The 20859-nt window shown below is 36.9% G+C and carries 22 protein-coding genes, 1 rRNA gene and 1 other RNA gene; 10 read left to right on the top strand and 14 right to left on the bottom strand.

The annotated features are described in order from the left end of the window. Positions 1 to 135: 135 nt before the first annotated feature. Both IO90_RS15960 and lpxB read right to left on the bottom strand, forming a co-directional pair. A complete protein-coding gene (locus IO90_RS15960; protein WP_034969545.1) occupies positions 136 to 594 on the bottom strand; it encodes a DUF1569 domain-containing protein in 459 nt (152 codons plus the stop codon). After that, on the bottom strand, positions 594 to 1700 hold the full coding sequence (gene lpxB, locus IO90_RS15955; protein WP_034969543.1) for a lipid-A-disaccharide synthase: 1107 nt from the start codon (positions 1698 to 1700) through the stop codon (positions 594 to 596). Before lpxB ends, IO90_RS15960 begins: the two co-directional genes overlap by 1 nt. A 288-nt stretch (positions 1701 to 1988) precedes the next feature. Here lpxB and IO90_RS15950 point away from each other — a divergent pair, with 288 nt between their 5' ends. The 3 genes from IO90_RS15950 to IO90_RS15940 are packed head-to-tail and all read left to right on the top strand — an operon-like array spanning position 1989 to position 4465. Next, entirely contained in the window at positions 1989 to 2498 is a 510-nt protein-coding gene (locus tag IO90_RS15950; RefSeq protein WP_034969540.1) for a DUF2480 family protein, read from the top strand. Between the two features lie 6 nt (positions 2499 to 2504). After that, on the top strand, positions 2505 to 3773 hold the full coding sequence (locus IO90_RS15945; RefSeq protein ID WP_034969538.1) for a protein O-mannosyl-transferase family: 1269 nt from the start codon (positions 2505 to 2507) through the stop codon (positions 3771 to 3773). 41 nt (positions 3774 to 3814) lie between these two features. Next, the gene (locus tag IO90_RS15940; protein ID WP_034969535.1) at positions 3815 to 4465 is read left to right on the top strand and encodes a DUF937 domain-containing protein; all 651 of its coding nucleotides are present in this window, start codon (positions 3815 to 3817) and stop codon (positions 4463 to 4465) included. Between the two features lie 53 nt (positions 4466 to 4518). Here the strand turns inward: IO90_RS15940 and IO90_RS15935 are convergent, their stop codons facing one another. Further along, positions 4519 to 4704 carry a 30S ribosomal protein THX gene (locus tag IO90_RS15935; RefSeq protein WP_034969534.1) on the bottom strand — a complete coding sequence of 62 codons (186 nt, stop codon included), beginning with the start codon at positions 4702 to 4704 and terminating at the stop codon, positions 4519 to 4521. A gap of 327 nt (positions 4705 to 5031) precedes the next feature. On the opposite strand from IO90_RS15935, the gene aspS reads away from it, so the two are divergent. Then, positions 5032 to 6786, top strand: a complete 1755-nt coding sequence (gene aspS, locus IO90_RS15930; RefSeq protein WP_034969533.1) for an aspartate--tRNA ligase — start codon at positions 5032 to 5034, stop codon at positions 6784 to 6786. A gap of 42 nt (positions 6787 to 6828) precedes the next feature. Here the strand turns inward: aspS and IO90_RS15925 are convergent, their stop codons facing one another. The 3 genes from IO90_RS15925 to IO90_RS15915 all read right to left on the bottom strand — a co-directional run bounded on the left by IO90_RS15925 (position 6829) and on the right by IO90_RS15915 (position 9495). Further along, positions 6829 to 7533, bottom strand: coding sequence for a LytR/AlgR family response regulator transcription factor (locus IO90_RS15925; protein WP_034969532.1), 705 nt, complete (start codon positions 7531 to 7533; stop codon positions 6829 to 6831). Then, positions 7533 to 8696: a sensor histidine kinase gene (locus IO90_RS15920; RefSeq protein ID WP_185094389.1), complete on the bottom strand. Its 1164-nt coding sequence runs from the start codon at positions 8694 to 8696 to the stop codon at positions 7533 to 7535. Before IO90_RS15920 ends, IO90_RS15925 begins: the two co-directional genes overlap by 1 nt. A 61-nt stretch (positions 8697 to 8757) precedes the next feature. After that, positions 8758 to 9495, bottom strand: a complete 738-nt coding sequence (locus IO90_RS15915; RefSeq protein ID WP_034970261.1) for a CPBP family intramembrane glutamic endopeptidase — start codon at positions 9493 to 9495, stop codon at positions 8758 to 8760. A 150-nt stretch (positions 9496 to 9645) separates the two neighbouring features. On the opposite strand from IO90_RS15915, the gene recQ reads away from it, so the two are divergent. Beyond that, on the top strand, positions 9646 to 11820 hold the full coding sequence (gene recQ / locus IO90_RS15910) for a DNA helicase RecQ (protein ID WP_034969531.1): 2175 nt from the start codon (positions 9646 to 9648) through the stop codon (positions 11818 to 11820). A gap of 95 nt (positions 11821 to 11915) precedes the next feature. Beyond that, the gene (locus IO90_RS15905; RefSeq protein WP_034969528.1) at positions 11916 to 12377 is read left to right on the top strand and encodes a hypothetical protein; all 462 of its coding nucleotides are present in this window, start codon (positions 11916 to 11918) and stop codon (positions 12375 to 12377) included. 69 nt (positions 12378 to 12446) lie between these two features. On the opposite strand, the gene IO90_RS15900 is transcribed toward IO90_RS15905, so the two are convergent. Continuing rightward, positions 12447 to 13358, bottom strand: a complete 912-nt coding sequence (locus IO90_RS15900; RefSeq protein ID WP_051878831.1) for a cupin-like domain-containing protein — start codon at positions 13356 to 13358, stop codon at positions 12447 to 12449. Positions 13359 to 13432: 74 nt separating this feature from the next. Continuing rightward, a complete protein-coding gene (locus tag IO90_RS15895; RefSeq protein WP_034970254.1) occupies positions 13433 to 14161 on the bottom strand; it encodes an SDR family NAD(P)-dependent oxidoreductase in 729 nt (242 codons plus the stop codon). A gap of 151 nt (positions 14162 to 14312) precedes the next feature. Between IO90_RS15895 and aroC the strand changes: the two genes are divergently transcribed. The 3 genes from aroC to IO90_RS15880 all read left to right on the top strand — a co-directional run bounded on the left by aroC (position 14313) and on the right by IO90_RS15880 (position 16653). Next, positions 14313 to 15374, top strand: a complete 1062-nt coding sequence (aroC, locus tag IO90_RS15890; RefSeq protein ID WP_034969524.1) for a chorismate synthase — start codon at positions 14313 to 14315, stop codon at positions 15372 to 15374. Beyond that, positions 15374 to 15940 (top strand): thioredoxin family protein, encoded by a 567-nt coding sequence (locus IO90_RS15885; RefSeq protein ID WP_034969521.1) that lies wholly within the window; start codon positions 15374 to 15376, stop codon positions 15938 to 15940. The genes aroC and IO90_RS15885 overlap by 1 nt, the downstream gene beginning before the upstream one ends. Positions 15941 to 16095: 155 nt before the next feature. Beyond that, the gene (locus tag IO90_RS15880; protein ID WP_034970249.1) at positions 16096 to 16653 is read left to right on the top strand and encodes a TlpA family protein disulfide reductase; all 558 of its coding nucleotides are present in this window, start codon (positions 16096 to 16098) and stop codon (positions 16651 to 16653) included. Between the two features lie 83 nt (positions 16654 to 16736). Here the strand turns inward: IO90_RS15880 and yajC are convergent, their stop codons facing one another. The 5 genes from yajC to IO90_RS15855 form a co-directional block, all read right to left on the bottom strand. Then, the gene (gene yajC / locus IO90_RS15875; RefSeq protein ID WP_034969518.1) at positions 16737 to 17069 is read right to left on the bottom strand and encodes a preprotein translocase subunit YajC; all 333 of its coding nucleotides are present in this window, start codon (positions 17067 to 17069) and stop codon (positions 16737 to 16739) included. 9 nt (positions 17070 to 17078) lie between these two features. Next, positions 17079 to 17585, bottom strand: a complete 507-nt coding sequence (locus IO90_RS15870) for a DUF1573 domain-containing protein (RefSeq protein ID WP_034969515.1) — start codon at positions 17583 to 17585, stop codon at positions 17079 to 17081. 23 nt (positions 17586 to 17608) lie between these two features. Continuing rightward, a complete protein-coding gene (locus IO90_RS15865; protein ID WP_034969511.1) occupies positions 17609 to 18514 on the bottom strand; it encodes a transcription antitermination protein NusB in 906 nt (301 codons plus the stop codon). Positions 18515 to 18593: 79 nt separating this feature from the next. Then, positions 18594 to 19280, bottom strand: a complete 687-nt coding sequence (locus IO90_RS15860; RefSeq protein ID WP_034969509.1) for a hypothetical protein — start codon at positions 19278 to 19280, stop codon at positions 18594 to 18596. Then, positions 19273 to 19767: an RNA polymerase sigma factor gene (locus tag IO90_RS15855; RefSeq protein ID WP_034969506.1), complete on the bottom strand. Its 495-nt coding sequence runs from the start codon at positions 19765 to 19767 to the stop codon at positions 19273 to 19275. The genes IO90_RS15860 and IO90_RS15855 overlap by 8 nt, the downstream gene beginning before the upstream one ends. Positions 19768 to 20001: 234 nt before the next feature. Here IO90_RS15855 and rnpB point away from each other — a divergent pair. Next, an RNA gene (rnpB, locus tag IO90_RS18530) (RNase P RNA component class A) lies at positions 20002 to 20297 on the top strand. 433 nt (positions 20298 to 20730) lie between these two features. On the opposite strand, the gene rrf is transcribed toward rnpB, so the two are convergent. Beyond that, positions 20731 to 20838, bottom strand: a 5S ribosomal RNA gene (gene rrf, locus IO90_RS15845). Between the last annotated feature and the right edge of the window lie 21 nt (positions 20839 to 20859).

The raw sequence follows: 20859 nt of genomic DNA, 5'->3' as shown, positions 1-20859 counted from the left end.
TAAATTTAAAAATAAATTCATAAAAATCTGCCTTATCTGCAAAATCTGCGAGAAAAACTATAAATATCTTTAAAGCTTTTCTAAATTAATTTAAAAAATCCAGATTATTTACTACTAAAATTAAGTCAAAAAAAATCAATTTCTCAAAATATCATCCACAATTTTCAAATGGTGATTGCTATGAAGCCACAAAAACCTAAGCGTTGTTTTCTTATCAAAATCGCCTAAAAAAGGATGTGTGATAAATGATTTTTCAGGAAGGTTCTCCACAGCTTTCAATCTTTCTTTTGCCAGATTAATCAGTTTCAAAATACTTTCCTGAGTTGGGACTTCTAATGGAATGAATTGTTTTGGCGCGCGTATCTTTCCTCTTGGAATCATTCCAAAATTGAGGAAAACAAATTTCTTCAAACTAAATTTCGGATGGTAATCTTTCGGATTCGTCATCGTTAAACCTTTCAAACTGCTGTTCAGAATCAACAACAAATGTTCGAGATGCCAACCAACCGAAGCTTTGGAAACCTTCTCATTTGTAACGACAATTTGGGATAAAAGTGATTCTATCTTTTGAAGTTGTAATTCGATTTTATCCATTATTTCAAGTTTACGATGATTTCCGATGCGTTATTGCTCGCGCCACTTCCGCCTAATTTTGAACGTAAAATCTCGTAGTCATTCAACACTTGTTCGCGTTTTTCTGTTTTGAGTATTTTATTAAGTTCTTTAACTAAATTAGTTGTATTCAGTTCATTTTGAATCAATTCCGTCACCACTTCCTTGTCCATAATCAGATTGACGAGCGAAATATATTTGATATTTTTAATGAGCCGTTTTCCAATTTCGTAGGAAATTCGGCTTCCTCGGTAGCAAACGACTTCTGGAACATTGAGCAAAGCCGTTTCCAAAGTTGCGGTTCCGGACGTTACCAGAGCACCTTTGGAACATCTCAACAAATCATAAGTTTTGTTGGAAACGAAATGAACATCAGCATCTACAAATTGCTCATAGAAATCTTTTTCCAAGCTCGGCGCACCAGCTATTACGAATTGATAATCAGTGAAATGACTTCTTACAGACAACATCAATTCCAGCATCTTTGTGACTTCCTGCTTCCTCGAACCAGGCAAAAGTGCGATGATTTCTTTTTCGTTGAGATTGTTTTCCGCTTTAAATTTTTGAATATCAACAGGTTGCAAGCCTTCAATCGCATCAAGCAACGGATGACCTACGAAATGTGTTTCTATGTCGTGTTTCTTGTAAAAATCCTTTTCGAATGGGAGAATGACAAGCATTTCGTCCACATATTTCCGGATGGTTTCCACTCGACCTTCCTTCCAAGCCCAAAGTTGTGGCGAAATATAATAAACCACTTTGATTCCCAAATCTTTCGCAAACTTCGCAATTCTCAAATTGAATCCTGGATAATCTACCAAAATCAACATATCTGGTTTATATTCCTGAATGTCTTTTTTGCAAATTTTGATATTATTGAGAATGGTCCCTAGATTTTGAACCACTTCCAGAAAACCCATAAACGCCAAGTCGCGGTAATGTTTGACCATAGTTCCGCCTTGCTTCTGCATCAAATCGCCACCCCAAAAACGGAAATCTGCTTTTGGGTCTTTCAGTTTGATGGCCTTCATCAGGTTGGAAGCGTGCAAATCGCCGGAAGCCTCGCCTGCAATAATGTAATATTTCAAGGGTTAGATTTTAGATTAATAGAGATTGGATGATAGATTTTTAAAATTAAGTTTTTTCTGTGAAATTCCTAACTTTGAACAAAAATAAATCATTTTGGTTTATTAGAATTGGGAAAGTGGAATTGTTGACAAAATTTGATTGGATGACAAAACCCATAGCCCCGATAGTAGCGACATCCTTTTTTTGCTTGGGGGAAAGCTTCGGCAAAAAAAGATATAGCCCTTCGACTTTGCTCAGGATAAACTACTAGCGGGATTAAGCTCCTAACAATTACTAAAATTTGAAAAATGTCAGAAGAATTTGAAATTAAGAATAAGGTTGCAAATAGCGGATTGGTGAATTTTGATATAACCGACCTGTATCCGAAGGGAAAAAGGTTGGGAATCGACATCAAGGATTTCCTTTGGGAAGGGATGATTTTGAAGGAAAAAGATTTCCGTGAAAAAATTGCTAACGTCGATGCGGAGGTTTATAGAGACGCTTATGTTTACATCTATTGCTCTGAGGATGTGATTATTCCGTTGTGGGCCTACTTCCTAATAACGTCCAAAGTTACAGACCCTGCGAAAAAAGTGGTTTTTGGAAACCGTGAGGATTTGGAAGTTTTGCTAATGCACAATGCGATTCAAACCTACGATTTCTCTGAACTGAGAGACAAACGTGTTCTGGTAAAGGGTTGTAGCGACGAATCGATTCCGAACAATGCGTACGTGGAATTGGTGGAACAATTGAAACCGCTGGTGAAATCTTTGATGTTTGGGGAAGCGTGTAGCAATGTTCCGATTTTCAAAAATTAATTTCGGATGAAGCATCTTTACCGAGTCCTATTTTTTGGTTTTCTGTTTGTCTTCTACTGGTTTTTTAGTTTTACAAAAGTGCCTTTTGGTGATGCCTTAGGCTTTGTGAACATAGCAGAACTCAATGAATTCACAGATAATACTACAGTTTTCGGTAAGTTTCTTTACACTAATTTATTGATTGGATTCAAAAACGTTTTTGGATTGGATTCTATTCCTGCCACGCGGTTTTTCAATCTGATTTTTTCGGTTTTGACTTTGGTGGTTTTGTTTTTTGGATTGAAACTGAAGTTCAGAAAAGAGATTTGGGCTTATCTTGGAACTTTGATTTTTGCTTTTAGTTTTACGTTTTGGAAACAGACGGAGATTATTGAGGTTTATACGTTCAATAGCTTTTGGATTGCGCTTTACATATATTTTAGTATTAAGTTTTTGGAAGTTAAAAATTCTAAATTTCTATTTCTTGCAAGCTTGATTCTAGGATTGTCTTTGTGGGCTCACGTCCAAAATATGATGCTGATTCCGGCTTGGCTTATTCTCTGTTTTAGTTCATTTAAAAATCTCAAAATCAATATATTACCAAGCATTTCAATCTTTTTTGTATTTGCTTTTGGTCTGTATTTTCTGGCTTATCTCAATGGCTATGAAACAGCTTCCGTTTATGGTTCCAGCAATTCAAATTGGGTTGAAGGAAGTTTGCAAAAATCTATTTCTGGCTTTGCAAAAGACATTGCAGTAGCAATTGGCTATTTGATTTATAACTTTTGGATTTTTATTATACCAGCAATTGTCATCATTTTCAAAAAAGCAAAGACTTTCAGAGATTCACAAAATCTGTTTTATCTTTTAAGTTTTATAGTTCCATTCGGATTTGCGACTATATATAATGTCTCCGACAATTACGTTTTCTTCCTGAACGCTTATTTGTTTTTTGTATTTTTCATTATCGAAGGATTGATTGACATCAAAATCTCTCAGCCTAAAATTTACAAAGCAATGTCACTTTCTGTTTTCTGTGTACCGGTATTTTATTTATTAAGTTTTTTCATCGTTTCAAAAACACCTCAAGGTCAGAACTTTGACAAAGAAAAATCCCACAAAGGCGGACTATCTTACTATCTTTTCCCTTGGATGAATGATAATGTAGGCGTTTTGGAATATTATCTTGACGAGAAAACACCTGCCGATACCTCAGATTTTATGTACAACAACTGTCAAGAATTCCTAAAACTCAGAAAAGAAAAAAATTCTTTGGAAGAAATTAAAAAGATGTAATCAAAATTTTTATCTTTGATTATCAACAAAAAACATAAATTATGGGTTTACTAGACCTTATTACAGGAAGTACAGGCAACCAGGTTGCAGAACAGGCTGAGAATAAATTCGGAATCAGCAAAAATCAAATCATCGCACTTTTGATAGTTGCAGCACCTTTGGTCATCAGCTATTTGAAGAAAAAATCAGAAAACACTGACGAAGCAGACAAACTAAATACAACCCTCGACAAACACCACGACGGAAGTATCTTAAACAATCCTGCTCAAGCATTAGAAAGAGAGCAAGAAGGCGACTCGATCCTAAGTCACATCTTCGGAGGCGAAAAGGCAAATGTAGAAAACCAACTTTCACAAAATACTGGAATTTCCATGGACAAGATTGGACCAATCTTGGCAATGTTGGCACCAGTCATTATGGGCTATATCGGTCAGCAGAAGCAAGCCAACAACGTCACTTCTGGCGGTGGATTGGGTGATTTGCTTGGCGGAATTCTTGGTGGTTCAGCTCAGGAAGCGCAGGCATCCAACAATCCTTTGAGTGATATTTTAGGAAGCGTACTTGGTGGCGCAACGCAATCTTCCGGAGGTGGATTAGGCGACATTCTTGGAAGCGTTCTTGGCGGAGGTCAGCAAAAACAATCTCAACAAGGCGGACTTGGTGGATTGCTAGGCGGACTTTTCGGAAAATAAAAGATTACACTACAAATACAAATCGGGCCCGTAAAATTTACGAGCCCGATTTTTTATTTTTCTTCCGTTTCCTTTGGTTTTTCAGCCTTCGCTTTCGTTGCTTTCGGCTTTGGTTCTGCTTTTTCTTTTGCTGGCTTTTCCGCCACTACTACAGGTTTCGAGGTTTTTCTAAGTCTGGATTTTCCATAACTTCCTCGCGCGATTTTTCCTTTGGTAGATTTTTGGTCTCCTCTTCCCATAATAATTAAATATTTGATTTCCACTAAATTACAACAATTTTCCGAGACTACCAACAATTAGGGCGTGTCCCTCGCCAACGCTTCTCCCACCGCTCGGGCCGGGCTATCCGTTACTATCTTTTTTCCCATTCGCTAATTCCCTCCGCTAAAAAAAGGATATCCACTACTATCCCTCACGCGCTTCGCCTCGATTCAAATTAATTACATCAAATATGGACAATTATGTACATATTTGTCGTATTCTCTATTCATATTATTATCTTTGCACTCGGAAATTGGACGACTAAATGTCTAATCTCTAAAGTCTAACATCTAACATCTAAAAAAATGTTCCGTACACACACAAACGGCGAACTGACGCTGAAAAATCTGAATGAAAAAGTAACACTTTCCGGCTGGGTACAAACCATCCGCGACAAAGGTTTTATGATTTGGATAGATTTGCGAGACCGTTACGGCATCACACAATTGGTTTTGGACGAGGACAGAACTTCCAAAGAACTTTTGGAAACCGCCAAAAAATTAGGCCGTGAGTTCGTCATCAAAATAGAAGGAACCGTTATCGAACGTACTTCCAAAAACCCAAAGATTGCAACTGGGGACGTAGAAATCTTAGTTGAGAATCTAATCATTTTAAATGAATCTCAACTTCCACCTTTCACAATAGAAGACGAAACCGACGGTGGCGAAGAATTGAGAATGAAATACAGATATTTGGATATCAGAAGAAATCCGGTAAAAGACAAACTGATTTTCCGTCACAAAATGGCGCAGAAAGTTAGAAATTATCTTTCAGAAGAAGGCTTCATCGAGGTTGAAACGCCGGTTTTAATCAAATCTACTCCGGAAGGAGCGAGAGATTTCGTAGTTCCAAGCAGAATGAATCCAGGACAGTTTTATGCATTGCCACAATCACCACAAACTTTCAAACAGTTGTTAATGGTCGGCGGAATGGACAGATATTTTCAGATCGTGAAATGTTTCCGTGATGAGGATTTGAGAGCTGACAGACAGCCGGAATTCACCCAAATCGATTGCGAAATGGCATTTGTAGAGCAGGAAGATATTATGAATGTTTTCGAAGGAATGACAAAAGTTCTTTTGAAAGACATTACCGGAAACGAATTCGGAGATTTCCCAAGAATGACCTTCGCCGATGCGATGCAGAAATATGGAAACGACAAACCGGACATCCGTTTCGGAATGGAATTTCACGAACTGAATGACTTAACAAAAGGGAAAGATTTCAAAATATTCGACGATGCAGAATTGGTTGTCGGAATCAATGTTGAAGGCATTGCAGATTACACCAGAAAACAAATCGACGAATTGGTGGATTGGGTAAAACGCCCACAAATTGGCGCAACAGGATTGGTTTGGATTAAATTCCAAAACGATGGCGTTATAACTTCGTCTGTCAATAAATTCTATTCTGAAGAAGACTTAAAGAAAATCACTGAAGAATTCGGCGCAAAAGCTGGCGATTTAATTTTCGTAATGTCCGGAAACGCAGACAAAGTGAGAACGCAACTTTCCGCTTTGAGAATGGAACTTGGAAACCGTCTTGGGCTGAGAAAAGGAAACGAATTTGCACCACTTTGGGTTGTAGATTTCCCACTGTTGGAATTTGATGAGGAAAACGGACGTTACCACGCAATGCACCACCCTTTCACCTCTCCGAAAACCGAAGATTTCCACCTTTTGGAAACTGACCCAGGAAAAGCGAGAGCCAACGCATACGATTTGGTTTTAAACGGAAACGAAATTGGTGGCGGTTCTATCAGGATTTTTGATAAAGATTTACAGTCTAGAATGTTTGACCTTTTAGGATTCTCAAAAGAAGAAGCAGAAGCCCAATTCGGATTTTTGATGAACGCCTTTAAATATGGCGCTCCGCCTCACGGTGGTTTGGCGTTCGGATTTGACCGATTGGTAGCGATTTTGGATGGAAATGAAGTGATTAGAGATTACATCGCATTCCCGAAAAATAATTCTGGGCGAGATGTGATGATTGATGCGCCGGCACCGATTCATCAGGAACAGCTGACGGAGTTAGAATTGAAATTAGATTTAAAATCATAAATTAGAAGCGAGATTATTTCTCGCTTTTTTTATTTAAAAAATTCACATTCCCAAAAATTTGCAAAGTTCCTCCTTTTTATTCACGGAAACAGAAATAGATTTTCCGTTCAGCAATTCCACCATATTTCCGTGGATACTTCTTACAAAATCAAGATTCAAAATAAAGGAACGCTGAACTCTAAAGAATTTTTTATTTCGTAAACTCTCTTCCATTGAGGTAAGTGTCATTTGGGTCGAATAGATTTCCGATGTTGTCATCACATTCAAATAATCGCCTTGGGCTTCGATATATAAAATTTCGGTCAACAAAATCTTAATAATTTTTCCTTCTGATTTAATAAAGATTTTGTCGTTGTGCTCTTGTGAGCTGTTGGAATTTATCTTTAAATCTATCTGATTTTTAGCTTTTTGCACGGCTTTCAAAAATCTATCAAATCTAACCGGTTTCACCAAATAATCTGTCGCGCCTGTATCAAAACCGTCTAAAGCAAACTCGCGATAAGCGGTAATAAAAATAAAAATGGGCGGGTTTTCTAATGTTCGGAGGAAATCTAAACCATTGATTTTGGGCATTTCAATATCACTGAAAACTAAGTCGACGGAATTTTCTTCAAGAAAAGATAAAGCTGTCACAGGGTTTTCAAAAATCCCCAGAATGTTTAGATAAGAAACTTCTTTGGCGAAGGATTCTACGACGTCTCTTCCAAGTGGTTCGTCATCGATAATGATGCAATTTATTTTTTCCATTATTTGATTAGATTGATTGTTAACTGCACGCTGAAAATATTTTGTGAATCGAGAATTTCTAATTGAAAATCGTTTGGATATATTAACTGGAGACGTTTACGTACATTTTCTATTCCGATTCCGCCGTGAATATTTTTGGTTTTGTTTTCCTCGAAATCATTTTCTATCACAAAAATAAACTTCCCATTTTCAATCTTTATTTTAAGATTCAAAAAAGCTAATTCTTTTGATTTCAGACCATATTTAAAAGCATTTTCTATGAAGGTGAAAGTCAAAAGCGGAGCAATCATTAAACCTTTACAATCTGTCTCAGTAGGAAATTCGCAATGAATTTTCTTATCCGCAGAGTAGCGCATTTTTTCGAGCTCGAAATAGTTTTTAACGAATTCTACTTCTTTCCACAATTCTACTTTTTCACTGTTCGATTCGTACAACGTATAACTCATTGTGTCGGAAAGGTTGAGAATCACTTCGGGAACCGCATTGTCTTTCTTAAGGCTCAAACTGTATAAATTATTCAAAGTATTAAATAGAAAATGTGGATTGAGCTGAGATTTTAGAAAGTCTTTTTCAATATTGATATTCTGGATTTCCAGCAGATTTTTCTGGTTTTGAATTTTAATGGTTCGGCTGTAAAGTTTGGAAATTTCAAATAAGATTTTAACAAAAAAGAAAGGCGACAAAAGTGAAATGAAGATAATTGACTGAGAAATTATTCTGTTAATAGAAATGGTTTCCAAAAAAGTCTGGTTTGCACTCGCCGTAATCGCACCTTTCAATTCTCCTTCTAAAATTTCGAATCCAAAATAGTGATAAATTATAGAAAACAAGTAAGTTGATAGCAACCAAACAATTACAAACACAGGAAAACTTATAATCAAATTAAAAATCGCCAATCCGAATGATAGTTTTAAAATTCTCGGCAGAAGTAGATAAAAGAAAATATAGAACACAATCATATTCACAACGCACATCCGAAGTGTAAGGATGAAACTATTGAAATACGTGAGATGATAAGCTAATCGATAACTCAAAAACAATAAAAAAGCAAAACTCAACCACATCAAAGAATGGAAAATCAATCGTTTCTGTTGGGTGTAAAATTGTTCAAAATCAAATTCACCAATGCGTTTGGTAACATAATTTGAAGATATTTTTTGCATAATTTTTAATTGAAAAAACAGCTCCAAAGATAGTTTTTTGAAGCTGTTTGATTAGTGCTTTTTACAAAATTCTAATGATGGCGTTTATCGTGTTGATGGCGTTATGTCCCAGAATTGGAAAAATAAGATTCCCTGAAAGTTTACGCAAAATCCCGACACTGAGAGAGGAAATAACCGTTAAGTAAAGAATGGTGATGATGTCAAACTTGAAGTCATAATTTTCTGTAAGCATCACACCGTGCGCTTCCGCAAAAAGTATCGTGATAATGACAAATCCCCAACCGAATTTAACGCCTTTGAAATTCCATTTCGGTTCGAAAGCTTTGTCCAAAAGCCAAAATAAAATTCCTCTGAAAACCAATTCCTCCGTCAAACCAGGCATTGTCATTTGGAATGCAAACGTTTCCAAATCGAAATCACCGCCTTTTGGAAACAAAATCATTTTGAATATAAAATCGAAAACCAAAAATCCGAGAAAAATTAAAACTCCAGATTTCACTTGACTTTTTGAGTTTGTTTTCGTCGTAAATCCAATTTCTTGTCTATCTTTTTTTGAAACAGAAAAAATAACAATCAAACCAAAACACAAACTCAAAATTTTACCAATCCAGGCGAATTTCAATCCTATAAACTCCAAATCAAAATAAAGTTTCGACAAATGCTGAATGTAGGAATCCGTTAAAAAATAAAGGACGAACAATCCTAAATATTTTAGATTGACCTTTTCTGACTTAAAAATGGCTAAAGCAATAAATGGAACGATGATGAGAATCCAAATAAGTGGCGTAAATAATGACATATCTATTAATTTTTTGTCAAATTTATCGTACGTTGCCACGATTTGAAAACTTTACCGATAGAAACACTTCTTTTGCCGACGAAAATGTTACAGGAATTATCATTTTTGATTCCAAGCCAAATTTATTATTTTTACTAAAACACAAATTCTATGAAATCTCCATCACAAATATTACAACAATATTTCGGCTACGACAATTTCCGCCTCGAGCAAGCCAACGCAGTTGAAAATGTAATTGCAAAAAAAGATACATTTGTTTTGATGCCAACTGGCGGTGGAAAATCGCTTTGTTACCAAGTTCCGGCGTTGGTTTTGGACGGAACTGCCATCGTTATTTCACCGTTGATTGCCTTGATGAAAGACCAGGTTGATGCTTTGCGAGTGAACGGAATTTCTGCTTCGTACATCAATTCTTCGATGTCTTCTTTTGAGCAAAATGAAACTTTAAATCAATTAAAAAACGGTCAGCTCAAACTTTTATATGTTGCGCCGGAAAAATTGAGTGCAGATAATGGTGCGTTTTTAAAATTGCTGAATGAAGTCAACATTTCCCTGTTTGCGGTAGATGAAGCGCATTGTGTCTCGCATTGGGGTCACGATTTTCGTCCGGATTATTTGTTTTTAAATGGAATTAAAAAGCAATTTCCAGAAGTCCCAATCATCGCACTGACGGCAAGTGCAGACGAAATCACGAGGAAAGACATCATCAAACAATTGAATCTTCAAAATCCGCTGGTTTTAATTTCTTCTTTTGATAGAGCCAATATCAAATATTTTGTTCAGCCGAAACAATCTGTTCTTCAGAATATCATTCAATATCTCAATGAACATCCAAACGATTCGGGAATTATCTACTGTTTATCGAGAAAAGGAACAGAAGAAATGTCAAATAATTTGAGAGAAAATGGCATCAATTCCGCATTTTACCACGCCGGAATTTCTTCCGTGGAAAGAGCGAAAGTTCAGGAAGATTTTTTAAAGGATAAAACTCGAGTAATGGTCGCTACGATTGCCTTCGGGATGGGAATCGACAAGAGCAATGTCCGTTTTGTGATGCACGCAGATTTGCCCAAAAATATCGAAAGTTACTACCAAGAAACGGGAAGAGCCGGACGAGACGGTTTGCCGAGTGAAGCGATTTTGTTTTATTCATTTGCTGATGTGATAAAATTGAGGAGATTTGCAATGATAGAAGGCAACGAGGAGCAATCTGAACTGATGTTGCAAAAGCTGAAACAAATGTCCGACTTTGCCGAAATGCAAAAATGTCGACGACAATATTTAATGGAGTATTTCGGAGAATCGCACAACGGAAACTGCAATTCCTGCGATTTTTGCTTGAGCGAATTTGAAACTTGGGACGTAACAACCGATTCTCAAAAATTATTGAGTGCTATTTTTAGGTTGAAAGAACGATACGGAAAAAACTTGATTATTGATTTTCTTCGAGGTTCCAAAAGTGTGAAAATTACAGATTCGATGCGCAGTTTGCCGACTTACGGCATTGGAAATAATCACGATAAAAATTATTGGCAAAACTTGATAAGACAATTATTGATTAATGGTTTTTTGAGTGAATCGAATGAGGAATTTTCGGTTTTAAAACTGAATGAAGAGAGCAAATTGGTTTTATTTAAAGATAAAAAAGTCACCTTCCGAAAAGTAAAAGAACAAGCCAAAGCCGTGATTGTTGCTGAAGTTGAAACCGATTATTCAGCTCCAGACTTTGATGCAAATGAAGATTTATTTGCAGAACTAAGAACCTTGAGAAGAGAAATCGCCGAACGAGAAAATGTTCCACCTTACGTGATTTTTTCTGATGCAACTTTGTTGGAATTATCAACTTATCTTCCAAACTCCAAAGAGGAATTAAGTCAAATTAGCGGTTTCGGGGCTTTTAAAATTGAAAAATATGGCGAGATATTTTTGACTCCCATTACAGATTATTGTAATATTCATAGTTTAACTAGTAAAATCATCGAGAAAAAACCGAAGAAGAAAAGAGAACCAAAAAAAACCAATCCCAAGACATCTGGAACTTTTGCGACGACTTTTGAATTGTACAAAGAAGGAAACAATGTAGAAGAAATCGCTAAAATCAGAAATCTGTCTATCAACACCATTCAAAATCATTTAGCCAATTTTGTAGCAACTGGGAAAATAGAAGCTGACGAATTGATGGATATGAGCAAAATAGAACCGATTATCGAAATTGCAAAATCCCAGACAATTCCATCACTGAAAGCTATCAAAGATGAATTAGGCGAAGGTTTTTCTTATTTTGAAATTCGTATTGCGATGGCTTATCACCAATCTCAGCAATAAAGAGGAGCGAAATATTTTTATCTCCTTTTATATTTTGAATATGAAATTTTGCTAATTTTATAAAAAAGACAAACTATGAAAAAGCAACGATTTTTTTGATACCAATTCTTCTTTTGGTAGGTTGTAAAAAGGGCGACGAATTTGCACTCAATGAAAAAGTAGCAAATGAATTTGTAAAGGAAATGAATGCGCTCGACGAATTTGAAGCGAAATATTTTTCGGATTCCAGCGAATTAGCCAAGGCTCCTTCTGCAGAAACTGCCATCGAGGTCAAAGATGCTATCAAGCTATCCGAAGACGCTAGTGCAGGTTTGAAGAATATTGCAGGCACTTCGGTAAGTCCCGAAGCGATGCCATTTTACTTGGCTGCCACCGATTACATAGATGATGTCAACGCTCAAGGTCAGGCTGCCAAAGACTTTTTCACCGAATCTGACCCTCGAATGAGAGAGGGTTATTATGAACTCGTAGAAGAGAATTTCAAAAAATTAAAGTCGAAACCTGACAGTATTCTTGCGATCCAAAAAGTTTATCTTGATAAAGTGGGGATTAAATAATTCTAATAAATATAAAAAGCCAAAGATTCGGAAATCTTTGGCTTTTTATATTTGGTTGTTATTACTGATTCAAAAATGAATTGGAATATCCGGAATATCATCCAAAATGTGTTTACCTTCAATTCTATCAATTGCATTTTGAGCACGTTTTTTAGCAACGGAAACTTTGTAATCAAACCATTTTTCTTTGAAAAGTTTTCGCATCAGATTATCAAAATGTTGTGTGATGACGAGATTTTTAAAACCTCTCCATTTTTCGATTAGCTGAAAAGGCAAAGCTCGAACGGAAATAGAATAACCTTCTGTTTCATATTGAATAAAATGCCACCATCCAGAAGGCATATAAAGTGTTTGTCCAGGTTTCAAAACGGCTTCATAACCATCTAGATATTTGAGTCCCGGAAATTCCTCCTGAGATGAAGTTTTCAAATTGGCGATGCTATGAAAATTATAAGGCAATTTATAAATCAAATCTGACTGACTTAGCGGAAACAACCAAACCCGTTTAATGCCTTGATATTGAGTCAGAAAAACGTGTGACATATCAATATCGACGTGGTTTCTAGTATTGGAACCCTCACCTCCAAAAAACATAAATGGCAACCAAGACAAGACTTTGCCTTTCGTAATATCTTTGTAAATCACATCTTTTTTGAGTTCCGGTTTGATGGTCAAAAGATTGAATAAAAACAGTCTGTATTTTGTTTTTTCTCGGCTAATCAAATCCAAATATTCAGAAAATTTCATTTTGGACAAAGGTTTACTTGCCGCTCTGTCAAGAGAATGGATCTCCTCTCCATACACATCCACTTCATTAGTTCCGGCGATTTCTTTGAAGTAATCATAACTCCATTTTCTGAGAGCAGGACTTTCTGCATCAATAAAATCCTCTATGATCACTGGAATATTGGGCTTCATAAACTTCGAAGTAAACTCTTTCGAATTATAATTTCTAATTCTGCCAATTTCTTTTAACTTCATAATAGATGATTGAAGAAACAAAAGTAGAGATAAATTAATTTCATACCAAACAAGTATGAGTTAAAATTTCAATTCTAGGGCAACTTCGCGACTAAAAACTCTGGCGACAATTTCAAAATCCAATAGATAATTTTCCATTTCCAATTGGGAACGATGGTGAAAGAATTTCCAGCATTCACGATATGTTTGGCCACATAATCAGGCTCCATTAATAACGATTTGTTCAAATCCAATCCAGCATTGATTTTAGTATTGATATAACCGCTCACCAGAACATTCACTGTGATTTTTCTCGAATTCAATTCCTGTCGAAGTCCGGCTAAATATTGTGTGAAGGCAGATTTCGTACTTCCATAAACGAAGTTACTTTTCCGTCCACGAACTCCGGAAAGCGAGGAAAGTCCGATGATTCTTTCCAAATTTTTATTACTAATATCCGTTGAAATAATATTCAGAATAGAAACTGCGCCGATGTAATTGGTTTTCATCATTTCAAAAGTTCCAAAAAAATCCCTCAAAGCTTTTTGATTCTCCACTAAAAAACCTGCTGAGTAAACCACGATATTTGGTTTGATGGATAATTCATCATAAAATTTTTGATGAGAAGAAAAATCTGTAGCATCAAAATACTTGATTTCAATTTTTGATTCGTCTAATTGATTTTCATTGGTGAAATTTTCCAAAGACTGGAAGTTTCTGGAAGATGCAATGATGGAAAAGCCTTTTGCCAAGTATTGCAAAATACATTGTTTCGCCACATCAGAATTGGCACCGAGAATCAAGACTGTTTTATTAGAATTCATTTTGTAAAGATAGATTTTCAGATAATAGACAGATGGATAATAGACTAGCAATTTATTCAAAAATAAGTTTTTAATCAGTAAATTTGTAACGGTAGTTGTTAGTCTAAAAAATAATCTATCATCTATCAGTCTATTATCTAATTTTTCATTTATGTTTAATGTTTTAGGAAACTTTTTGACGCTTTCTTCGTTCGGCGAAAGTCACGGAGAAGCTTACGGCGGAATTATCACCAATTTTCCAGCTGGTCTGGAAATCGATATCGAGAAAGTTCAACTTGAGCTTGACCGCAGAAAACCAGGACAATCTGCTATTGTAACACAAAGAAAAGAAGGCGATAAAGTTCGATTTTTATCCGGAATTTTTGATGGAAAATCGACTGGAACGCCCATCGGTTTCATCGTAGAAAATGAAAACCAACGTTCCAAAGATTACGACCATATCGCTCAAGCTTATCGCCCGAGTCACGCCGATTATACTTATGACCAAAAATATGGCATCCGAGATTATCGTGGTGGCGGAAAATCTTCCGCTCGTGAAACTTTGAATTGGGTGGTTGCGGGCGCATTAGCCAAACAACTTCTTCCAGAGATTGAAATCAATGCTTACGTTTCTTCTGTAGGCGAAATATTCTGTGAGAAACCTTATCAGGATTTGGATTTTTCTAAAACCGAAAACAACATCGTTCGTTGTCCCGATGAGGAAACAGCGGAGAAAATGATTGAGAGAATCAAGGAAATTAAGAAAGAAGGCAATACGATTGGCGGAACGGTAACTTGTGTCATCAAAAATGCTCCGGTTGGATTGGGCGAGCCGATTTTCAATAAACTACACGCGGAACTTGGAAAAGCAATGCTGAACATCAACGCTTGCAAAGGCTTTGAATATGGCAGTGGATTTTGTGGTACGAAGATGACGGGAAGCGAACACAACGACCTTTTCAATGAAGATGGAACAACGCAATCCAATCTTTCTGGCGGAATCCAAGGTGGAATTTCGAATGGAATGGATATCTACTTCAGAGTGGCTTTCAAACCTGTGGCTACGATTCTTCGTCCGCAGGAAAGCATCAACAAAGATGGCGAATCTGTGACCGTAGAAGGCAAAGGAAGACACGACCCTTGCGTGGTCCCGAGAGCTGTCCCGATCGTGGAAAGTCTTGCCTCGTTTGTGTTGGCAGATATGTATTTAATTAATAAAACCAGAAAAATATAATGGACATCAAATCATTTTGGGACAACGCCGTTTCCTACACCGAATATCTTACCAATGCAGGAGAAAGACTGGGAAATCCAAAGAATTCTCAAGAAGCAGAATATGCGGAATATTACAGATTGGGAATCCAAAGAATGAACAGAATGTGGGAAAAATATCTTCCAAACTCTGAGCAGGTGGCTACTTTGGCAAACAAGAATTTCAATGGGAAAATATTGATTATCTCTGAGGCTTGGTGTGGCGATGCGAGTCAGGTTTTGCCTGTGGTTGTGAAGTTTTTTGAACAATTTGAAATCAGAATTTCTTATCGTGATCAGGAACCAAGTTTGATTGATGATTATTTGGTAAACGGCGGAAAGTCGATTCCGATCGTGATTTTCCTTGATGAGAACTTCAACGAGATTGCGCATTGGGGACCGAGACCACAACACGGCACCGAACTTTTGGAAAAGCACAAAGCGAATCCGGAGGAATTTACGAGAGACCAATTCTATGTTGAACTTCAAACTTACTATGCAAAAAACAGAGGTTTCGATACGATAGAGGAACTTCTCAACTTGTTGTAAATGTTCTATTGAAGACGAATCCTGCGTAAGGGATAGAAACGGATATCCTTTTGCTTGCCTTGCCAGGCAAGCAGAAGATAGTAGTGGATAGCCCGACCCGGGGTGTTGGCCTTTGTGCTGGCGAGGGATACGCCCAAATTTTTAAAATTGCTGTTATGAATTTTCTTAAAAAAAATATTGTCTACTTCGTTTTGCTGATTGTTTTGTTGGCTGTGATGTTGATAAAACCGGTCCGGGATTTTGTGACGGAACAAATGGCGATGAGCCCGACTGTGGAGAAAGTCAACAATGAGACGATGCTTTCTGACGATGTTTTGAATATCGATTTGAAAGGTATCAACACGACGAGCACGAATCTGAAAAGCCTGCGCGGGAAAGTTTTGTTGCTCAATTTTTGGGGAACTTGGTGTCCGCCTTGCAGAACGGAATGGCCGACAATCCAAAAACTTTACGATTTGAAAAAAGACAAAGTGGAATTTGCGCTGATCGCGATGCAGGACAAAGAGGAAGATGTGAAAAAATTCTTGAAGGAAAATAATTACACGGTTCCGGTTTATATTGCGGAAAGTCCTTTGGATCCGAAAATTTTGCCTTCTGCATTTCCTACCACTTATTTGATTGGGAAAGATGGGAGGATCTTGAAAAAGGAAGATAGCTCGATGGATTGGAGCAAGGATTCGATCTTGGAGTTTATCGACAACGTTACAAAGTAATTGGCTTTTTGCTTAGAAAATATAGACCATAAAAAAGGCGCAGAATATTGAATTCTGCGCCTTTTTGTATTTAATAAACTTAATTATTTCTTTTTAACCTCTCCGAAAGTTTCCGGGAATCTTGCTGCGGTAAAGTCTTTTGAAATCGCTGCTTTCTCGAACTTCAATTTTCCGCTAAGCGTTTCCAGAACTACGCCATCATCACTAATAGAAAAAATAGTTCCGTGCATCCCAGAAGTGGTGATCACTTTTGCACCTGGCTTTAGCGATTCTTGGAAATTCTTTTCCTGCTTCTGCTTCTTCATCTGTGGACGGATCATTAGGAAATAAAATCCCACGACCATCAAACCGATCATAATCATTGTCGGCATCATAGATTGTTGAGGCGCTGCGGCTTGTAAAAATATTGTTAGCATAATTTTATATTATTGAGTAATATTTGCTGCGAAAGTTAATCTAACTGGCGCTTTTTCCACGTTAACGAAAACATCAGCAGCTTTGCTTACTGCTCCGTCAAAGTTCGTAGAATCGAAGTGAAGGGTGATCTTTCCTTTTTTACCAGGTAAGATTGGCTCTTTGGTGTAATCTGGTACTGTACATCCACATCCAGGTTTTACGTTGGAAATGATCAAAGGATTGGTTCCTGTGTTCGTCACTTCATAGATGTGCTCCACTTTTTCACCTTTTTTGATCTCTCCAAAGTTATGGTCTGTTTCGCTGAATGCTATAGTTGTCAAAGGTTTGCTTTGCGCTTCTTTTACCAATGCTGCATCATCTGGATTTACAGCTTCTTGAGAAAGTGCACCTACAACAGTTGTCGCAGAATCATAATCAACGCCCGGAACGTGATTTGATGAAGTTTCCTCTTTTTTGTTACAAGACAAAGCGAATGTGCAAAGTGCCGCAACTGCTAATATTTTGATTGATTTCATATGTAAATATTATTTATTTGAAATTATACTCGGTTTGTATCTTTTGTATACTTGTCCAGAACGCCGTTGATAAAGATATTGGATTTTTCGGTTCCGTAAACTTTAGAAATATCGATGTATTCATTGATGATAATTCTGGAAGCTGTCAACGGGAAATTGTCAAGTTCCGTAATGGCTGCGATGAGGACGATTCTGTCTAAAAGAGAAATCCTGTCCAATTCCCAATTCACCAAACGTTCCTGCAATTTTTTCTCCGATTCTTCCCAATTGTTCAGAGAAGCTCTTAGAAGTCTTCTTGCAAATTCCTCGTCTTCGTCATCCTTCAGCATTTTGATAAGTGTGTGAGAAGGCTCGTCTTGCTTCATAAAACCAATGGTCTTCTGAATCATAGAGTTGGAGATGTGCAGATCATCTGCCCAAGACATTTCTTTTTCTTCGAATCTGTCGTGCAGATCACTATTCTCTGCAACATATCTCAAGAAAAGCTTTCCGATGAATTTTTGATCGTCTTCGAAAGAGATCTCACTATCTTCCATATAGTCTTGGTATCGTTTCCCTGCTTTGATGCGTTGAAATGTCTTTACCAAAATAGGATCATTGGAATCCCATATAAGATCCTTGTGCCTGCTAGAGAAACTTCTTCTCTCTTCGTTATCCTCTAATTGAATCAGAATTTGATTTCTAACTAATTTTTGATTTGGATTTTCGTTCTCCGTGGTTTTGATGTATTTGTTTTTCCCAATTTCTATCTGATCCTCTGTCAAACTCTTCAAACCCACCATAAAGTTGAGCGTGTAGATGTACAGATTGTAGATTTTGTTGATTTCTGAGAACATATTTTTCTCAACAACTTCAAACCTAATCGGGTTTTGATAGTAAGCATATAGCGATTCTACAACTTTTTCACGGATTTGTCTTCTTCCCAGCATTTCAAAGATCTTTTATGGGTGCAAAGATAAGGAAAATGTTATAAATCTCAGTCTAATGATAATCAATATTGTATGACATTTATTCAGCTTTCTCAGAATCGATTTGTTCAAGTTGGGTGAGATTTTTGGAAAGTCGTCTCAGTAATATTCCGTAGGCCAATTTGTAATACAGCAAGATCAAAATAATGCAGATCAATAAACTGAAAACAACACCAGTGATCAATCCCCAAAATGTTGGATTGTCTATATGAATATTCTGCTTTTTAATCGTAATGGCTAGGAAACTCGCAAAACTGCCAATGAACAAGACCAGCAGAAAGATATTACTGAAAATAAACAAATTCACCGTCTTCTTGAAACTAATGATGTGCGTTATAAATTTCTTAAGGTTCGATTCCACATTGATTTTTCTATAATTTCGATAGAAAATCCAAACAAAAACGCCAGTGATGATCAAGCTGAAAATCTTCATCCAATAGTAAATTCTGTCTAATGAAATTTCAACATCACTTTGATCTCGGATATGAAGCTTGTCCAAGATGCTTGTAAAATCAGTATGGAAATCTGCTGAGAACAAAGCCAAAAAATTAATAAAACCAAAAATCACAAATTCGGCAATACTGATCCAAAGGATATATTTTACATAATTCCTCGATTTTCTATTAAGCATAGATTCGATTTCACTTTGATCATAGCCATCAGCAATCTCTTGATCTTGCCAAGTTTTCTTCAGAGAATCGATATCAAAATCTTCTTCGTTAGGCATGCTTTATCATTAATTCTTTTAATACTTTCTTAAGTCTGTTCATTTTCACGCGAGCATTCACTTCTGTGATACCGAGCGTTTCAGCAATTTCTTTGTAAGGCTCATCATCCAGATACATCATTACGATGGCTCTTTCCACGTCAGGCAAAAGTTTGATTACTTTGTACAGCAATGAGATCTGCTGTTGCTTTTCATCATTATCTTCAAGGAAATCTTTGCTGTGGAAATCCTGAAGTTCATCCGTCTGAGGTTGTCTGGTTTTCTTTCGGAACAATGTGATCGCTGTATTCAAAGCAACACGGTACATCCACGTCGAAATTTTAGAATTACCTTGGAATGAGTCGTACGATTTCCAAAGTTGTAACACGATCTCCTGAAAAAGATCTTCCTGATCCTCCAGAGAATGGGTATAAAGGCGCGAGACTTTGATGATAAGTCCTTGGTTGTCCTTCATTAATTTAGAAAAAGCTCTCTGTTTGTTCTCCATTCCGCGAACGAAGATAGGGATTTTACTAAAAATAATAGAAGATAATATTGATTTGATAAAGATTTGGGCATCTTAACCGGCTCTCACTACTCGCTATCCTGAAAAGCCAAAGCTAATTCCGAAGCTATTTTCAGGATGAGCTCAAACAGGCCGTTCCATCCGGGATGCGCTTCGCAAGGAAGAACATTCACATTCCATTAGAAACTCAAACAATATTTTGTACATTTGCACCTCAGAGAAGCGTGACTTGTTGATCCAGATTCATTTTGGGTAGGAAAGTCCGGACACCATAGGGCAACATAGCGGATAACATCCGTCATTCGTGAGAGTAGGACAAGTGCAACAGAAAGCAAGTACAGTTCGGCTGTAGTGAAACCAGGTAAACTCTATGCGGTGCAATGCTAAGTATATCATCAGTTAAGTTCGGCTCGGGCATTGATGAGGGGTAAGCAGCTAAAGTTTTATAGTAATATAGAGCGCAGATAAATAACAAGTCTCGACAGAATCCGGCTTACAGCGCTTCTCTTTTTTATTTCTATTAGCTATCTTTCTTCAACTAAACATTTCGTTTAAGAAAATATCTACATACTCTAGGTAATATTCTAAATCAGCATTCTTTAATTACACTCGAATAAAGCAAGACAACCTAATCAAGAACTATGGATTTTGACTTTGGAAAATAAACTATTCCATGATATTTTTGATTTAAGAAGCACTTAAAATTTGAAACGTTCTGATACAAATCTACCTTATTTTTGAGCAGATCGTAAATCTCGGTAATAAGTTCTGAAAAATAATTAGATCCAAGGAACCAAAAGAATTTCATAAAAGTAGCGATTTCAGTTTCCTCAAACTGATCAAGGTTTCCTTTACATTTTTCAAATCTTATCAAGATTCGATTTGATCACTTTTGACTATGCACAAAAAAAACGCCCATCAAGTGAATGATGAGCGTTTGAAAAAAACTGGCGGCGACCTACTCTCCCGCTTTCGCAGTACCATCGGCGCTAGAGGGCTTAACTTCTGTGTTCGGAATGGGAACAGGTGAGCCCCTCTGCTAGAACCACCCTAAAGGCTGTTCGTACAAAAGGA

This window comes from Chryseobacterium sp. FH1, from assembly GCF_000735135.1.
Lineage (GTDB): Bacteria > Bacteroidota > Bacteroidia > Flavobacteriales > Weeksellaceae > Epilithonimonas.
The sequence above is the reverse complement of the archived record's forward strand: the minus strand, read 5'-3'. Positions and strand labels throughout refer to the sequence as shown.

What these genes read in the sequence shown, in the direction of transcription:
- IO90_RS15960 (WP_034969545.1), bottom strand. Translation starts at nt 594, where the DNA reads ATGGATAAAATCGAATTACAACTTCAAAAGATAGAATCACTTTTATCC.
- IO90_RS15950 (WP_034969540.1), top strand. Translation starts at nt 1,989, where the DNA reads ATGTCAGAAGAATTTGAAATTAAGAATAAGGTTGCAAATAGCGGATTG.
- IO90_RS15945 (WP_034969538.1), top strand. Translation starts at nt 2,505, where the DNA reads ATGAAGCATCTTTACCGAGTCCTATTTTTTGGTTTTCTGTTTGTCTTC.
- IO90_RS15940 (WP_034969535.1), top strand. Translation starts at nt 3,815, where the DNA reads ATGGGTTTACTAGACCTTATTACAGGAAGTACAGGCAACCAGGTTGCA.
- IO90_RS15935 (WP_034969534.1), bottom strand. Translation starts at nt 4,704, where the DNA reads ATGGGAAGAGGAGACCAAAAATCTACCAAAGGAAAAATCGCGCGAGGA.
- aspS (WP_034969533.1), top strand. Translation starts at nt 5,032, where the DNA reads ATGTTCCGTACACACACAAACGGCGAACTGACGCTGAAAAATCTGAAT.
- IO90_RS15925 (WP_034969532.1), bottom strand. Translation starts at nt 7,533, where the DNA reads ATGGAAAAAATAAATTGCATCATTATCGATGACGAACCACTTGGAAGA.
- IO90_RS15920 (WP_185094389.1), bottom strand. Translation starts at nt 8,696, where the DNA reads ATGCAAAAAATATCTTCAAATTATGTTACCAAACGCATTGGTGAATTT.
- IO90_RS15915 (WP_034970261.1), bottom strand. Translation starts at nt 9,495, where the DNA reads ATGTCATTATTTACGCCACTTATTTGGATTCTCATCATCGTTCCATTT.
- recQ (WP_034969531.1), top strand. Translation starts at nt 9,646, where the DNA reads ATGAAATCTCCATCACAAATATTACAACAATATTTCGGCTACGACAAT.
- IO90_RS15900 (WP_051878831.1), bottom strand. Translation starts at nt 13,358, where the DNA reads ATGAAGTTAAAAGAAATTGGCAGAATTAGAAATTATAATTCGAAAGAG.
- IO90_RS15895 (WP_034970254.1), bottom strand. Translation starts at nt 14,161, where the DNA reads ATGAATTCTAATAAAACAGTCTTGATTCTCGGTGCCAATTCTGATGTG.
- aroC (WP_034969524.1), top strand. Translation starts at nt 14,313, where the DNA reads ATGTTTAATGTTTTAGGAAACTTTTTGACGCTTTCTTCGTTCGGCGAA.
- IO90_RS15885 (WP_034969521.1), top strand. Translation starts at nt 15,374, where the DNA reads ATGGACATCAAATCATTTTGGGACAACGCCGTTTCCTACACCGAATAT.
- IO90_RS15880 (WP_034970249.1), top strand. Translation starts at nt 16,096, where the DNA reads ATGAATTTTCTTAAAAAAAATATTGTCTACTTCGTTTTGCTGATTGTT.
- yajC (WP_034969518.1), bottom strand. Translation starts at nt 17,069, where the DNA reads ATGCTAACAATATTTTTACAAGCCGCAGCGCCTCAACAATCTATGATG.
- IO90_RS15870 (WP_034969515.1), bottom strand. Translation starts at nt 17,585, where the DNA reads ATGAAATCAATCAAAATATTAGCAGTTGCGGCACTTTGCACATTCGCT.
- IO90_RS15865 (WP_034969511.1), bottom strand. Translation starts at nt 18,514, where the DNA reads ATGCTGGGAAGAAGACAAATCCGTGAAAAAGTTGTAGAATCGCTATAT.
- IO90_RS15860 (WP_034969509.1), bottom strand. Translation starts at nt 19,280, where the DNA reads ATGCCTAACGAAGAAGATTTTGATATCGATTCTCTGAAGAAAACTTGG.
- IO90_RS15855 (WP_034969506.1), bottom strand. Translation starts at nt 19,767, where the DNA reads ATGGAGAACAAACAGAGAGCTTTTTCTAAATTAATGAAGGACAACCAA.